This window comes from Bradyrhizobium sp. CCGUVB23, from assembly GCF_024199885.1.
Lineage (GTDB): Bacteria > Pseudomonadota > Alphaproteobacteria > Rhizobiales > Xanthobacteraceae > Bradyrhizobium.
This window is the reverse complement of record NZ_JANADQ010000003.1, coordinates 209,490-223,073: the sequence shown is the minus strand read 5'-3', so window position 1 is coordinate 223,073 and position 13,584 is coordinate 209,490. Positions and strand designations below refer to the sequence as shown.

The window sequence follows — 13,584 nt, the reverse complement described above, 5'->3', positions numbered from 1 at the left end:
GCCCGCTTCAGGCGCAATAGCTGTCGGCGGCCCAGAGCGCGCGCGAACGGGGCGGACATTGGGTCGAGCGGACGAACAGGATTTCGAAAATCCGGTCGTCCCTCAGCGTCATCACATAGCCGAAGAGATGGAGCGGAACCGCGACCAGCAGCATCAGGAGGTTGTGCGAGACGAGAAAGCAGACGGAGGAGACCACCCCGTTGAACATGAAATAGAGATAAGGCACGCCCATCAGCGTCGGGGCGCGGGTCAAAGCCTTGACCAGCGGGGTGATCAGCGGCTCCTCGAGATCGGACGCATTCATTGCCCGACCGCCGACTGGAAGAACTGCACGATCTGGGCGGAGCCGAAGACAAGAACAATGCCGAAAATGACGCTGCCGGCGATGCCCCAGGTGAGCCGCCCCGACCAGGCGAAGAAGCCGCAGGCGATGACGGCGAGCGTTGCCAGGGCCGTTGAGATCGGTCCGGTCAGCGCCGAGACGAGCTGGGTCAACGTCGACTGCACCGGCTGCAGCGTACCGCTCGTTTGCGCCGCTGCGTCTCCGATCATCGACAGCAGCGCGAGTCCGGCGGCAAGAGGCGCGCGTTTCGGCAAGGCGAGCATTTCAATCTCCTGTTGTTTGGATTGGTTTACTGGACGTGCAGGACGAAACCGCCGCCCCAGTTTTCGCGCGCGGGCTTGTCGCCCGCCGCCATTTGCGCGGGCGCAGAGTCGCCGCTGGGTTCGATAATGACAGGCGCGATGAGACTCTTCGCCGCGAGCCTCGCCCTCGGCGCAGAATCCGGCCAGCTGTAGAAATCGTTAAGGACGTCGGCGATGAAGCGAACGGTCTCTGGGAATGGCGGCACACCACGGCTCTTCAGGACGGCGTCTTCGCCGGCGTTGTAAGCGGCGAGGATGAACAGCGGATTCCGGTAGCGTTCGTGCAGAAAGCGCAAATAACGGACGCCGCCGCGCACGTTTGATTCGGGGTTGCAGCGATCAACATTGAAACGGGCGGCGGTCTCGGCGGTCAATTGCATCAAGCCGAAGGCGTTTTTGTCGGACAGCGCTTTGGAATCGTAGCGGCTCTCGATCTTGGCGACCGACAGCACGAATTCCGGATAGAAATGTTCTTCCGTCGCAACGCGCTGGACGAGGGCCCGGGCCGCTTCTAGCGTCAGCGCGTCCGCTGCGCCGCACGCACCGGCGTCGGGATGTTTGATTCGCTCCGTCGCGGGAGCAGGGGCGGCGCTTGGCATGGTGCGACCGGCGGCGTCGACCGCCGCGAATTTCGGGGGCGCGTCCACGGGTGCGAGAGGCTGAGCGCCGGCCGCTGCCCAGCCCGTCAGCAATGTTCCCGCGATAACAACCGCGCCCAACCTCATGTAGTCCCCTAATCTCAGTGTGTACAATAGACAATATATTGAATGTTAGTTAACATGCAACCCGCTTCGAACGAAATGTCCACAGAGGTTCGACCAAAATGCTAATGAAGCCTGTTGCACGCGGCCTGGTCGCGCTGGTTCTGGCGAGCGCGCCGTTCGGCGCAGCCTGGCCGATATGCGCCGAGGGAAGCGCGAGCGGTTTGGGCTACGAGCCATACTCCCCCTGCCCCGCTGGAATGATTCCGGTGGAAGTGAAAGGCGGCGATTCGGCCGGCTTCGTCGCTTCCGCGAATGGCGGCCTTTGCCTCGACGCCTCCGCGCAACGCGATTGTCCAGGCTCCGGTCTCAGCGCGTCGTGTTCGGCGGGCGCTTCGACGATACCGCGGCCATTGCGGTCGGAGCCGAATTACGTCGACCTGTCGACCGCGAACGGCGCGCAGCGGTTCTATTTTTCGTTGCGGGGCTATTGACGATGAGCAAGGCCCTCGCATTAGCGACCGCGTTTCTGGCGGTTTCGTCGCCTGTCTGTGCCGATCAGGCGTCGCCATGGTTTCCGGTCCCGGCGAGCGCCGTCTATCTCACTGGCGATTCCTGGATCGATAACGGCGTCACCTACCGCCTCTATGGCGTCCAGTCCTGCATCCGGGGCACGAGTTTCACCAACGCCCGTGGCGTGAAGCGCGACTGCGGCGAGGCGTCGCTCGCCATGCTGATCGCGTTGACGCGCGATCTTCGCCCGCAATGCTACGAGGCGGCGAAAACGCCCCAGGCGCGCACGGTCTTCGTGTTCTGCATGGCGCAGCGACCGAACGGCACCGGGATGAGCGCCCGCGTCGATCTCGGCACGGCGCTGATCGCGATGGGCTACGCGTTCGCCGCGCTCACCCCCAACTGCAGGCCGGTCCACCCGCCATATCTCGTCGCGCAACAGGTCGCCGAAAAGAGCCGCGCCGGCCTTTGGGCTTTTTCGGACCTGCCCGAGCCGAACGCCATCATCTTTGGCGCACTGCGCGCCGGAGGAAGCGCTGCGGCCGCGACTGGCGAGTGCCCTCGATGAGACGCCAATTCTGATTGTGACCATGGAGACCATAACGTGAGAACGACCAACCTCTTCATCCTGCGCGGCCGCGTCGGCCAGGCGCCAAAAGCCTTCGGCAAGACCGCGAAACTCAGCGTCGCCACCGATCGAGCCTGGACCGATGGAAAAGGCGAGCGGCGCGAAGAAACCGACTGGGTGACTGTCACCCTGCTCAACGAAAAAGTCGCGGAATGGGTGCTCGCTCATATCGGAAAAGGCGACGCGGTCTACGCCGAGTGCCGGATCGCTGAGGGCTCCTACAAGCGCGACGGCGAAACCGTCTACACGACGGACATTGTCGCCAATGTGTTTCATAAACTCGATCTCGGGGCGAAGAATGACGCGAGCCTGTAAGGCGCTGGGCGCCGGCGTAATTGTCGTGGCCTCGATCGCGCCGCTTGCCGCATTGGCTCAAGGAGCCGATGTCACCCTGAAAGTAGGCCATTATTCGCCGCGCGGCGCGCCGCAGTCTGTGCCAATGCGCGTCGAAGTTCTCGACCGCGCGCGGTTTCGCGACATTGAGACGGGAACGATCTATCGCCTCTACGGGGTTGAGACCTGCGCGTCCGGCCAGATCGCTCGCCTCGGTCGGCAGCCCTGGCCTTGCGGCGCAATCGCCGTTGCCTGGCTCGTTTCGGCGACGCTCAACAAATGGGTTGCCTGCAATACGTTGCATGAAGAAAATGGCGAGCGCCTCGCGCGCTGCGCCTCGGCGGATCACGCCGATCTCGGCGCCGACATGATCCGGGAGGGCGTCGCCGTCACGCCGCCGCCAACTGACGGGAATCCCACCATCCGCGCCTATGTCGCCGCCGAACGTGAGGCGCGCAAGGCCTATCACGGCCTCTGGGCCTCAAGCTTTGAGATGCCGTGGGAGTACCGCGCCAGGGTCGCCGCCCGTACTTCCAATGCGTCTTGCGCGGAGGCGACGCCATGATCCGTCCCGTCTTTAGCCTCGTGCTTGCTTCTACGCTCGCCTTGAGCGGTTGCGCGGCCACGAAGGCTCCGCCGCCGTCCCCCGATCCGGTTGCCGCTCCGGCGAAAGACGCGCTCTACCGCCCGCGGCGCGTCGAGCCTGGCCGGCTCGAATATGCGCCGAATCGCAACACCTTCGCGCCGATACTCACCGAACGCGTCGCCTATCCGACGCAGGGCCAGGCCAATGACGCCTATCGGCGGCTTCTAGCCGACCGTCGCCCCGAAGACGCGCCATCATCAGTCCGGCTTTTCGGCTGCAAACCGGGCGCGCTCGATCCCCAGACGGCGCGGGTCGCCCGTTTACCTGGTCCCGTCGTCCATTGCGCGACCGACTTTCTTGACGAGACCGGCCGGCAGAGCGGGCGTCGAACGGTGAATTTCTACTACTCGCGATTGCTTTGGCGCATGCAGCCTGTCGATCCGCCGCTGTCCTTGGTTCCCTGGCGTGACCGCGAGGCCTCGCCCAATGGTCCGTGGCGCTGGGTTCCGGGGCGAGATCGCTATGAGTGAAGCGCCCGGCGCTTCCGCCAAGCGGCACGGCGGCGTGCTTTGCGGGGCCGTCCTTCTCCTCGCGCAAGGATCGCCGACGGGTGCGCAAACGCCGACTCCCAATCCTGGCGCCTGGCGGCCGCTCCCATACGCCGATCTGCAACGTACTACGCCAGCAACGGCCACCTACGCCAACATCTGGCGCGACGCGATCGGGAACACAATCGAGGCGCATTTCGTGATCTGGAGCCCGAAAAATCCGTCGTTCCGCGCGACGGTAAAATCGTGCCCACTCCGCATCGCGATCTACGAAGGCGTGCAGGTAAGCAGGCCCGACGGCGGTCGCGCCTGCTTTCTCGAGCTCGCCGCGCCGGCGGCGGGCGAACCCATCGATCCGAACCGAGCGGTCGCCTATGCGGCGTACGACGTCGGATCGAAGACCAGTCAGGACTGGGCTTGTCATCGACCATCAAGCGATTGACGGTTGCTCGCAAGACATTCCGCTCGTTCGACCATGAACCACTCGCCAAATCCCGCGCATCCCGACGCTGCCCAGGACGTCGAGGCGGCTGCGCGCTCGGCGTGGTCGTGGGCTGCCTGCATCCGGCCGAATCGTGAACGCAAACCACCACTCAAGCAGAGTTTGATGCGAACGTTCATTATCACGGTCGCGATCGGCGCGGTCCTATCGTCCGGGGCGGCTCTCGCCCAGGAATTCGCTGCCGATTGGCGGCCGATGAAGTGTCGCGATCTGCGCACGCCCTCGAAACAGGATGTGCTCCAGGCGCTCGTGTGGCCTGACATGATCGTGCGCGCCAACGACAAGGGCGCCGCCTCAGTCTGTCCCTTCCGCATCGTCATTATCGAGGCCGGCAGGGGCGTGACCAGCAAAACCGAGACCGGCTGCTACGCCGATCATTCGGACCCAGACCTTCCGGCCAAGAATCGCAATGACGATTCCTACCCGATTCGACGCAAAATCTGGAACGATCGCCTTTCGCACCAATGTCGGCGGCACCCGACGTGCTGTGCTGCGCGCCCACCTATTCCATCAAGTGATTACGAAAAGGCAGGACAAATCATGCGCACGCGATTCGGCGGCTAGACCTTCATTTTGTTGTTTCTGATGCTCGTCCTTGGAATAGGAATTCGCCCGGCCGTGGCGTCGGGCCAGTATTGCGAGCGCACCAATTGTTCCGCAGGAGATCACCGAAACCGTACGCAATTCGCCGCTGTGCGACGATCTCAAGGGCACGTCGTGCTCACTCGGCGGACTCGGACGCTTCGAATCGAGCGGCAACAAGGGCGTCTATAACGGTTCTTGCTGCACGGGCATCTTCCAGTTGAACAACGCCAGCATCCGCCAATATGCGAACACCGATCGCGAAGGCCATAGCTGCATGTCACTGCAGGACCAGGTCAACGCCTGGGCCAATCTCACCAACGACGGCTACGATTCGCCGGCTGTGCGCCAGCTCGCGTTGATGCCGACCTTCGATGGCCAGAAGGTCGACTTGAGCTTTATCGCCGCCTGTATCCAGCTTGGAACGGGCAACTGCCAGAAGATGCTGGATTCGGGGCGGTGCTCCGGATTCTCGGACATCAACGGCACGACGATCTGCAACATGGTACAGAACGCGCGGGCGAAAGCTGCCCCCAATTGCCAGGATGGACAGGCGGTGTGCGGGCCTTCGGGGCCAAGAGACTTCCCGGCACCCAGCGGAGTGGCGGGGAATCCGCCGCCGGCAAGCAGCGCGAATATCATCGTTGGACCGGCGGATGTTTGCAGAAGGTTATTGCGTCGTCACCATCAGCCACAGCTCCGCCCAGAGTCGAGCGTCAGCGTCGGCGCGATGTCGGCGATTTCGCTCTGCCTCTTCTCTGATTTGGCGCAAACACGCGGAATCGAACGTGCGCTCCAGAAGCGCACGGGCGTTGACATGACGGATGGTGAATGACACCCCGCGCAAAGGCATTCCGGTCGCTCTTGGACCGGCGGAGGTCCTCCTTCGACCGGACCAGGAGCCGCGACTCATTGCTCATGGATCCTCACACTCGACTGTGGCGAAGAGCTTGCAGCGCGCCAACGTCAAATTCTGTCGTGGGTTGGCGTGCATTTCGAGACAGGGCGGGTCGATGAAAATAGTAAGGCAAGAGGTGAGAGATAATACCAGGAGAAGTGCAGAAGCCTCGATCGCGCTGGCATCTCGATCGAGGCGGCAGGCTTAGACCAAGGCCTCACGGGTTCAGTGAAATTCCGACGGATCTGGCAGAATATAATCCGAGAACGCCGCGAGATGGCGGTGGGACGCGTCGCTGAGATCGCCGCCGCGGTAATGCGCGTGGACCAGCGCCCAGAAGATTACCTCGTCGGAGCGCCCGGCAAACAGCGCCTTTTGCAAAAGGCGGCTCATCAATACCACTGCCCGCATCGGTTCGTAGCGCGAGTGCAACTCGCCCGCCAGTCGCTTGGTATCGGCCTTTCGGATCATTGGGATGCTCCTTTCCTTTGGTCTCAACCCCAGATTCAAGCGGCCGACGAGAGAGCGGACGGCAGATTCAGGACCGGGTCAGCCGATCCGCGCACTTCGTGGATGACGGCGTGCGTCTCGCGGGTAAAGGACATTCGGAACGCGACGATTGGCCGAGTCTCGCGAAAGCCCGGCGCGACGCAGAACCGTATCCATTCGGCGACGTGCGAGCGGCGAGGCGGTGTGGTATGGTAGAGGTCACTGAGGACGCTGCTGAGGAGATGCGGGCGCGTCGTCGGAAGCAGGCGCTGATAGCCGACAATCTGGTCGTCGCGCAGCAGAATGAGGCGGACAGCATGTTCATCATCAAACTGATCGCGCTCGCGCGCGTCGGCTCGGCGAAGGTCCTCCCGGCCCTTCTCTTCGACGAATACGTCGTGGCGCAAGCGAAAGGCGCGATCCAGCAGATCGCGGTGCTGATCGAACTTCTCCTTGTCGGCGACGATGAGCATGTCGGTCCCCTGCGGTTGCGAAATGGCGCGGAGGAATTCCGGGAAATCGCGTGGCTTTCCTATGGAAACAAATGACCATTGCCGCGCTGGTCAGTGTTCTGCGGGCATCAGACCGTCGGCTGGCATGTTCGAAGGTCCTTCGATCGCTCGACGTTGGCCGCATCAGAGGCGCCTGTGAATCGGCGCAGGGGTCAGCCTGTTGCCAGTATCGGCAGCAACGCTCCGAGGGCAATTGAGTGTGAATGCTGATCGAACATTGACGCCCATCGGCGTCGTCGAGACCCTTTCAGGCCGTTGATTTCATTGATTTGAGATGACGGGACCCCTACGCCGATCATGGTCGAGGTCCCACGCCGAAACACAGTCAGAAAGTCAGTTAGGAGCACATTGAAGAGGCGCTGATGCACGGAGGACAGAAACCTCAGCTCGGCATCCGTTGTCTGCGTAAGCTTCATGAAGAGGGAGTAGTTGACCATCTCATCGATGGAATCCCATATCGATTTGAGGACAATGACCTCTCGGTCGGTAGGCGAATAAGTATCTGACATAGAGTCTCGCCGTTTTGCGGATGAAGGCCGACGGCTAACGCGATGATGCTGTCGGGGAAATCTCGTGGGTGCGGATAAGGACAGACTTATCGGGCTCAAGCTGGCCACGCAGATATTTGCGGCGTGCGAGAGCTTCGATCGTCGTGCGATATTTTTCGAACGCCTTGGGCGGTCGCAGCTTGTCGTCATCTGAGAAATGGTCGTCGAGCGCTTCGCGCGCGATGCGGCAGCGGACGCGCTGATCTCCGTCCTGGCCCCAGAAGGTGACACCGGCACCCATGTCGTAGCTGTATTCCTTGTCCGCGAAGGTCAGCGTGCGTTTGTCGGTCATGCCGAGCACATCCAGAATAGCCAGTGCCGACGATAGCTGCACATCCTTGGCGGCCTGCTCGAAGCGCGAAACCGTGGGCGTGCTGACTTTCGCCAGTGCCGCGAGATCCCGCTGCGTCAGCTTCATTCCTTGTCGGCGGCGGATCGCTTCTTCGACAAGAACGGACCAATTGAGGAGAAACTCCCGTTCCATCTATGCTCCATCAGCTGAAGGATGTCGGTGCCGAGTCCCGTCGCACCGATTTTCTTGGCTTGGGCTGTCAGCGTCTTTTCGGTGGGCTTGCGGCGCGCATCAAGGCGCTGCACGGTTTGCACGATCACCTCGTCAGTAAGATTACAGGCATGCCCCAGCGCGACGAGGTGCTTTGGCTTGATCTGATCGATGGTGAGATTGGCGGCGCCGCCGACCGAAAGAGCAAAGGTGCGATATTCCGGATAGAGTGCGGCGGCAACGAGGTCGTAGGCCGGACTTAACCGCAAGCCTTCGGGTGTATGCAGCATCGCGAAGTTCTTGAGATGCGCATCGGTGTTGCCGGTCAGGAGACAGGCAAGCACGCGTTCATAGAGCCGCCAGGCATCGGCAGGTACGCATCCCGGCGTCTTTGTGATGAAGGTCGCCATATCCTCGTAGGCGGCATCGTATTTGTCGTCGCCCGAACGGTGGCCGAGAAGCTGGTTGAACTCCTCGAAATGAATCTTCGCCCCGCTGCGCAGACGGTCAAATCGTGGAACGAGCAGGGCCTTGTCGCCGATGTCCTTCAGGGGGGCGATGGCGGCATCGACGATGGTGTCGTTCGGGAGGAGCGAACGGCAGGCATGCAAGACCAGAAATTCATTTTCGATGATGTCGCGCAGGCTGCCCGACGGCAGCTTGGCGATGTAGGTTGATGTCTCGTCCGTGCGGGCGGGGCGGTAGGTCTTGCCGTCCTTTACCGCGAGTAGTTTTGGCTGGACTCCGGACAGGGACCCGCGGCTGGCAAGCGCAGCGGTTGCGGTTGGATCGCCGATGTCGATAGCGACATCCTTGATGGGCGCGGGATCAATGACGCTGACGGCGCCCGCACAGTCACGACCGAACGCGAGCAGCAGCGCGAAACGGTCATTGGGGTTGATCTTGAGTGCCCGGGCCTGCGCATTGCGCAGCCAGCCTTCGGCCACCAGATTGTCGAAGAAGGGGTGTAGTCCGGCTTCGCAGAGATGGGGTGATTCCTGGCGCGGCAGGGTGTACGCGATCGAGGGATGCCGGGCTGCCAGATAGGCTTCGTCGTAGGTGAAGACGCAGCGGCCACCCGGCTCTTGCCGCAGAATGCCCGCGAAGAGATCATTGTTATAGTAGACTCTGCTCCACAATGCTGCGGCCATATAAAACACCTTTTATACGACTGGCGTTACGTAGATGTAAGATAAAACATATTTTATACAGATGGCCAATCTTGGTCAATAGAGAAAATATGTTTTATTTCAATGCCTTGGTCCGTGAGGTGCCTGAATGGCGGAGAGGAGGCTTGCTGGCCCCCAATCCTATCTGTCCTTCCACATCCGGGTTGCGAAGGCCCGTTCTTCAGGGCCCGCTACATCTGCGTAGATCGCCGTCGTTTTGAGCGAGGTGTGGCCGAGCCACTTTTGCAAAAGTGTTTGGCGGCACACTGACCCGATAGGCGTTGACGCCGAAGGCGTGGCGCAATCCTTTGGGCATTGCGCAGGCTCCGAATATCTGGGCGGCCGCCATCATTTCCTTGACGCGTCGCCACGCGGTCGTGCGGCTCCAGCTCCATAGTCGTTGAGTGCGGGCGATCGGATCACGCTGCCGCCGTCGAAGATTGAAAAATCGATCGAGGTCATGCAGGAGGTCGGCGGGTAACGGCCGTTGCGAAGCGTAGACAGGGAGGTTGTAGGCCGGAATGAAGTGAACGGGAAAATAGCCCCGAAATCGAACGTGATCGGAGTAGCCGACCCTGTCTCTCAAAGGGGAAGGCGGAACCGCAGGCCGCGACAACGCGAGCGGTCAGAGGTGCTCCCGGGGTTCGTACCGCCAGCATGCAATCAAAGGAAGCAGCGTGAACAAGGGAGATCCATCCGGTTCAAGCGCAAGCTTGTAAGACCTGCCAAGCCGCTGAGGTGAGAAGGGTCTGATGACCGGGTGGAAGTCAGACTGACCGATAGTGTGCGCTGGGCAGCGCATGAATCATGTGTGTTTCGGCATGGAATAAGGACCCCGTATTCGGGGTAATCGGCATCCAATCGGGACCCCGGGGCAAGGGTCCACAGTGGCTTCCATTGAGTCATGGAAGCCGAGGTTGGGATGCAGGTAGTGGAGACGATTGCCAAGATCCGTCGCGCCTATTTTGTTGATGGTCGTCCGATCAAGGCGATCTGCCGAGAACTCGGCGTGTCGCGGAAGGTGGTCCGCAAGGTTATTCGTTCTCAAGCAACGGAGTTCCGATACGAACGGGAGACGCAGCCGCTCCCGAAGATGGGGCTGTGGAGTTCCGAGCTTGACCGGCTGTTGGCGGCAAATGAGAGCAAGGCGGCACGGGAACGGCTGACGCTGATCCGGTTGTTCGAAGAGCTTCGCGGCTTGGGCTATAACGGCGGCTATGACGCGGTTCGTCGCTACGCGCGACGCTGGAGCCGGGAGCGCGGCACCTCGACAGCATCAGCCTATGTCCCGCTGAGCTTTGCGCCAGGCGAAGCCTATCAGTTCGACTGGAGCCACGAGGTGGTGCTTTTGAGCGGCACCACGGTGATGGTGAAGGTCGCCCACGTCCGGCTCTGCCACAGTCGCATGCTGTTCGTGCGGGCCTATCCGCGCGAGACACAGGAGATGGTGTTCGACGCTCACGACCGGGCGTTCGCGCTGTTCAAGGGCACCTGCAGCCGCGGCATCTACGACAACATGAAGACCGCGGTAGAGACCATCTTCGTTGGCAAGGATCGCCTCTACAATCGCCGCTTTCTGCAGATGTGTAGCCATTACCTGGTTGATCCGGTGGCTTGCACGCCAGCCTCGGGCTGGGAGAAGGGCCAGGTCGAGAACCAGGTCGGGTTGGTCAGGGAGCGCTTTTTCACCCCTCGGCTACGGTTCAAGACGCTGGACGAGTTGAACGCCTGGCTGCTCGATAAATGCATCGCCTACGCCAAGGCGCATCGCCATCCGGAGTTTGCCGAGCAGACGGTCTGGGAGGTGTTCGAAGCCGAGCGTCCCAAGCTCGTTCCCTATGCCGGCCGCTTCGACGGCTTCCATGCGGTGACGGCGTCGGTCTCGAAGACCTGTCTGGTGCGCTTCGACAACAACAAATACTCAGTCGCAGCCAGCGCGGTCGGGCGCCCGGTCGAGGTCCAAGCTTATGCCGGCCGCATCGTGATCCGTCAGGATGGATGCATCGTCGCGGAGCACCCGCGATCTTTTGGCCGCGGCGAGACGACCTACGATCCCTGGCACTACGTGCCGGTGCTGGCTCGCAAACCCGGCGCCTTGCGCAATGGCGCTCCCTTCAAGGACTGGGTGCTGCCGGCAGCGATCGAGCGGATCCGGCGCAGGCTCGCCAGCACCGACGATGGCAATCGGCAGATGGTCGACATCCTCAACGCCGTGCTGACTGACGGCCTGCCGGCGGTAGAAGCCGCCTGTGCCGAAGCCCTCGGTCATGGCGTCCATTCCGCCGATGTCGTGATCAACATCCTGGCCCGGCAACGCGAACCCGCTCCACCGGCCAACATCATGACGCCCGCCGCACTGACGCTCCGCCATGCGCCGATCGCCGATTGTGCCCGTTACGACAACCTCAGGAGGACCAGCTGATGGAACGAACCCAAATCTTCGACCTCATGGGCGAACTCAAGCTCTACGGCATGAAGGCCGCCTTCGACGAGATCATGGCGACCGCCGTCAAGCGACAGCATGAACCTCAGCGCATCGTCGGCGACCTGCTCAACGCCGAGATCAACGAGAAGCAAGCTCGATCGATCAAATACCAGCTCACGATCGCCAAGCTCCCGCTCGCCAAGGATATCGCCGACTTCCAGTTCGACGGCACGCCGATCAACCAGACGCTCGTCAATGACCTCGCCGGCGGTGGCTTCATCGCCCAACAACGCAACGTCGTGCTGGTGGGCGGTACCGGGACCGGCAAGACCCATCTTGCGATCGCAATCGCCAGGAGCTGCATCCGATCCGGAGCCCGGGGACGATTTTATAATGTCGTCGACCTCGTCAACCGGCTCGAGGCCGAGACCCGCAGCGGACGGCAGGGGCGGCTTGCTGAGCATCTGACCCGGATGGACTTCATCGTTCTGGACGAACTTGGATATCTTCCCTTCGCTCAGTCGGGGGGCCAGCTTCTCTTCCACCTCGTCAGCCGGCTTTATGAGCGCGCCTCCGTCATTTTGACCACCAATCTCGCCTTTGGCGAATGGCCGAGCGTCTTCGGCGAGCCGATGACTTCATGATGCCTCCTTCTTCGAACGCTTGGTGCGTCGTACCCGATTGCGAAGCTGACTGATTTGTTCGTTTGAGAGTTCGATCTGCCATGGCTGGCCTTTGGCTAACTGACGACCTGCCAGCAATCCGCGCGCGAGATAATCGAACACCGTTTGCGCGGTTACGCCAAGCGCAGCCGCTGCGCCCTGAATCGAGAAGCTACCGTCGGGCCAGCGCATCGGATTCTTGTCCACGCCGTTGAGTTTGACGGTGGGAATGCCCCAGCGGGTACGCAACACCCAGACGTTCTTGCCTTTAAACGCACAACCTAGGGCCGCAACGAAGCCTTCCTGATTGAGTATCGCCGCGATCTCGGCATCCATCTTGTGTTCAGCATTCAACTCGACGATCCGTTGCCGCAACCGATCCATATCGATGTAATCGCGGTAGGCGTGAACGCGCCGTTGTACGTGATGCTCGCTGGTTGCGCCGGTCTGCCAGACGATCTTGAACCACACCTGACCTCGGCTCCGCTTCTGATCAAGAACGACGTCGCGGATGACAAATCGCAGAATGCGCTTGCGATCGGCTGCCGACGTGATGGCCGCGTTCCAAATCCGCGGCAGGTTCTCGCCGAGCGCTTGTAGCCCCGCGCGTTCCACTGGGCCAATCAGAAGCGGTTCTTGCACGCGCCAACGCGCATGCTCCTGCTCGACCGTCTCGACGACACGCAGCTTCTCTTCCCAAACCCGCTCAAGTGAGCGCGCCACAAGACGGTTCTCGGGCTCTACGGCGTCATACTGACGCCGAGCACGCTCGGCCTCGTAGCGGGCGCGCTCCACGCGAAGCGCCCACTGGTGCTCGAGCTGACGGCTCTCCTGCTCCAGTTGGCCCGCCGCCGCGAGTGCGATCTCAATCTGATCCGGCACCAGGGCATCGAGGACCACCCGCTCAACCAGCGCGTCAACCGCCAAGGCCCGGACTTCCTGACATAGTGCACTGCCTTGCTGGTCCCGATCCGAGCGGCAGCAATAGACCGGATAGTCGGCATTCGGGCCCGTGTAGCGCATGCTCATGCGCCGTCCACAACGGCCGCAGATCGCAATTCCTTGTAACAGGGCTGCCCCCTTGCGCGGTACGCCAGAGTGTCCTGCCTCATAGCGGCAGACGTTATCTGCCAGTCGCCCCTGGTTGGCCATGAACTCCTCCCAGCTGATATAGCCTGGGTGAGCGGCGTGGAGGCAAACCGCCCAATCCGCGATCGCCACCTTGACCGTTCCCGTCAACGATCCCGGCCGGCATCGGCTCGGATCTTTTTGCCGGCGGCCATAAACATACGCCCCAGCATAGGCCGGATTTTGAAGGACGCTAAGCTTGACTTTGGCCGA

Annotated in this window: 15 protein-coding genes and 3 pseudogenes; 9 read left to right on the top strand and 9 right to left on the bottom strand. The window is 61.7% G+C overall.

Annotation, left to right across the window (positions count from 1 at the left end):
- Positions 1-7 precede the first annotated feature (7 nt).
- Genes NLN62_RS51970 through NLN62_RS51960 form a run of 3 tightly spaced genes read right to left on the bottom strand, consistent with a single transcriptional unit; the run spans position 8 to position 1,370 of the window.
- The gene (locus tag NLN62_RS51970; RefSeq protein ID WP_254114361.1) at positions 8-304 is read right to left on the bottom strand and encodes a type IV secretion system protein VirB3; all 297 of its coding nucleotides are present in this window, start codon (positions 302-304) and stop codon (positions 8-10) included.
- Positions 301-606 carry a TrbC/VirB2 family protein gene (locus tag NLN62_RS51965; protein ID WP_256576126.1) on the bottom strand — a complete coding sequence of 102 codons (306 nt, stop codon included), beginning with the start codon at positions 604-606 and terminating at the stop codon, positions 301-303. The genes NLN62_RS51970 and NLN62_RS51965 overlap by 4 nt, the downstream gene beginning before the upstream one ends.
- A gap of 26 nt (positions 607-632) precedes the next feature.
- Positions 633-1,370 carry a lytic transglycosylase domain-containing protein gene (locus NLN62_RS51960; protein WP_254114360.1) on the bottom strand — a complete coding sequence of 246 codons (738 nt, stop codon included), beginning with the start codon at positions 1,368-1,370 and terminating at the stop codon, positions 633-635.
- A gap of 472 nt (positions 1,371-1,842) precedes the next feature.
- Between NLN62_RS51960 and NLN62_RS51955 the strand changes: the two genes are divergently transcribed.
- The 7 genes from NLN62_RS51955 to NLN62_RS51925 all read left to right on the top strand — a co-directional run bounded on the left by NLN62_RS51955 (position 1,843) and on the right by NLN62_RS51925 (position 5,873).
- A complete protein-coding gene (locus tag NLN62_RS51955) occupies positions 1,843-2,427 on the top strand; it encodes a thermonuclease family protein (protein WP_254114359.1) in 585 nt (194 codons plus the stop codon).
- A gap of 36 nt (positions 2,428-2,463) precedes the next feature.
- Positions 2,464-2,802, top strand: coding sequence for a single-stranded DNA-binding protein (locus tag NLN62_RS51950; RefSeq protein WP_254106583.1), 339 nt, complete (start codon positions 2,464-2,466; stop codon positions 2,800-2,802).
- Positions 2,786-3,385: a thermonuclease family protein gene (locus NLN62_RS51945; RefSeq protein WP_254114358.1), complete on the top strand. Its 600-nt coding sequence runs from the start codon at positions 2,786-2,788 to the stop codon at positions 3,383-3,385. Before NLN62_RS51950 ends, NLN62_RS51945 begins: the two co-directional genes overlap by 17 nt.
- A complete protein-coding gene (locus tag NLN62_RS51940; RefSeq protein WP_254114357.1) occupies positions 3,382-3,936 on the top strand; it encodes a hypothetical protein in 555 nt (184 codons plus the stop codon). The genes NLN62_RS51945 and NLN62_RS51940 overlap by 4 nt, the downstream gene beginning before the upstream one ends.
- Positions 3,929-4,396, top strand: coding sequence for a hypothetical protein (locus tag NLN62_RS51935; protein ID WP_254114356.1), 468 nt, complete (start codon positions 3,929-3,931; stop codon positions 4,394-4,396). Before NLN62_RS51940 ends, NLN62_RS51935 begins: the two co-directional genes overlap by 8 nt.
- 165 nt (positions 4,397-4,561) lie before the next feature.
- Complete coding sequence (locus NLN62_RS51930) at positions 4,562-5,020, top strand: hypothetical protein (RefSeq protein ID WP_254114355.1); 459 nt, start codon at positions 4,562-4,564, stop codon at positions 5,018-5,020.
- A 238-nt stretch (positions 5,021-5,258) separates the two neighbouring features.
- Positions 5,259-5,873: a hypothetical protein gene (locus NLN62_RS51925; protein WP_254114354.1), complete on the top strand. Its 615-nt coding sequence runs from the start codon at positions 5,259-5,261 to the stop codon at positions 5,871-5,873.
- A 288-nt stretch (positions 5,874-6,161) separates the two neighbouring features.
- On the opposite strand, the gene NLN62_RS51920 is transcribed toward NLN62_RS51925, so the two are convergent.
- From NLN62_RS51920 to NLN62_RS51905, 4 genes are all read right to left on the bottom strand, one after another.
- The gene (locus NLN62_RS51920; RefSeq protein WP_254106579.1) at positions 6,162-6,407 is read right to left on the bottom strand and encodes a hypothetical protein; all 246 of its coding nucleotides are present in this window, start codon (positions 6,405-6,407) and stop codon (positions 6,162-6,164) included.
- A 35-nt stretch (positions 6,408-6,442) separates the two neighbouring features.
- Entirely contained in the window at positions 6,443-6,898 is a 456-nt protein-coding gene (locus NLN62_RS51915; protein WP_254114353.1) for an acyl-homoserine-lactone synthase, read from the bottom strand.
- 582 nt (positions 6,899-7,480) lie between these two features.
- Positions 7,481-7,903 carry a DUF1488 family protein gene (locus NLN62_RS51910; protein WP_254114352.1) on the bottom strand — a complete coding sequence of 141 codons (423 nt, stop codon included), beginning with the start codon at positions 7,901-7,903 and terminating at the stop codon, positions 7,481-7,483.
- Positions 7,900-9,138, bottom strand: a complete 1,239-nt coding sequence (locus NLN62_RS51905; RefSeq protein ID WP_254114351.1) for a type II toxin-antitoxin system HipA family toxin — start codon at positions 9,136-9,138, stop codon at positions 7,900-7,902. The genes NLN62_RS51910 and NLN62_RS51905 overlap by 4 nt, the downstream gene beginning before the upstream one ends.
- Before the next feature lie 940 nt (positions 9,139-10,078).
- Between NLN62_RS51905 and istA the strand changes: the two are divergent.
- Together istA and istB are read left to right on the top strand one after the other, a co-directional pair.
- Positions 10,079-11,681: pseudogene (gene istA / locus NLN62_RS51900) on the top strand (IS21 family transposase).
- Positions 11,578-12,204: pseudogene (gene istB / locus NLN62_RS51895) on the top strand (IS21-like element helper ATPase IstB); the annotation flags it as partial. The pseudogenes istA and istB, both read left to right, overlap by 104 nt.
- Positions 12,205-12,219: 15 nt before the next feature.
- On the opposite strand, the gene NLN62_RS51890 reads toward istB, so the two are convergent.
- Positions 12,220-13,395 carry a zinc ribbon domain-containing protein gene (locus tag NLN62_RS51890; protein ID WP_254114350.1) on the bottom strand — a complete coding sequence of 392 codons (1,176 nt, stop codon included), beginning with the start codon at positions 13,393-13,395 and terminating at the stop codon, positions 12,220-12,222.
- Between the two features lie 30 nt (positions 13,396-13,425).
- Positions 13,426-13,572 (bottom strand): annotated as a pseudogene (locus NLN62_RS51885) (hypothetical protein); the annotation flags it as partial.
- Positions 13,573-13,584: the final 12 nt, after the last annotated feature.

Bases quoted from the DNA above. Each gene is read 5' to 3' on its own strand.
- NLN62_RS51970 (WP_254114361.1), bottom strand. From the start codon at position 304: ATGAATGCGTCCGATCTCGAGGAGCCGCTGATCACCCCGCTGGTCAAG.
- NLN62_RS51965 (WP_256576126.1), bottom strand. From the start codon at position 606: ATGCTCGCCTTGCCGAAACGCGCGCCTCTTGCCGCCGGACTCGCGCTG.
- NLN62_RS51960 (WP_254114360.1), bottom strand. From the start codon at position 1,370: ATGAGGTTGGGCGCGGTTGTTATCGCGGGAACATTGCTGACGGGCTGG.
- NLN62_RS51955 (WP_254114359.1), top strand. From the start codon at position 1,843: ATGAGCAAGGCCCTCGCATTAGCGACCGCGTTTCTGGCGGTTTCGTCG.
- NLN62_RS51945 (WP_254114358.1), top strand. From the start codon at position 2,786: ATGACGCGAGCCTGTAAGGCGCTGGGCGCCGGCGTAATTGTCGTGGCC.
- NLN62_RS51940 (WP_254114357.1), top strand. From the start codon at position 3,382: ATGATCCGTCCCGTCTTTAGCCTCGTGCTTGCTTCTACGCTCGCCTTG.
- NLN62_RS51935 (WP_254114356.1), top strand. From the start codon at position 3,929: ATGAGTGAAGCGCCCGGCGCTTCCGCCAAGCGGCACGGCGGCGTGCTT.
- NLN62_RS51930 (WP_254114355.1), top strand. From the start codon at position 4,562: ATGCGAACGTTCATTATCACGGTCGCGATCGGCGCGGTCCTATCGTCC.
- NLN62_RS51920 (WP_254106579.1), bottom strand. From the start codon at position 6,407: ATGATCCGAAAGGCCGATACCAAGCGACTGGCGGGCGAGTTGCACTCG.
- NLN62_RS51915 (WP_254114353.1), bottom strand. From the start codon at position 6,898: ATGCTCATCGTCGCCGACAAGGAGAAGTTCGATCAGCACCGCGATCTG.
- NLN62_RS51910 (WP_254114352.1), bottom strand. From the start codon at position 7,903: ATGAAGCTGACGCAGCGGGATCTCGCGGCACTGGCGAAAGTCAGCACG.
- NLN62_RS51905 (WP_254114351.1), bottom strand. From the start codon at position 9,138: ATGGCCGCAGCATTGTGGAGCAGAGTCTACTATAACAATGATCTCTTC.
- NLN62_RS51890 (WP_254114350.1), bottom strand. From the start codon at position 13,395: ATGGCCAACCAGGGGCGACTGGCAGATAACGTCTGCCGCTATGAGGCA.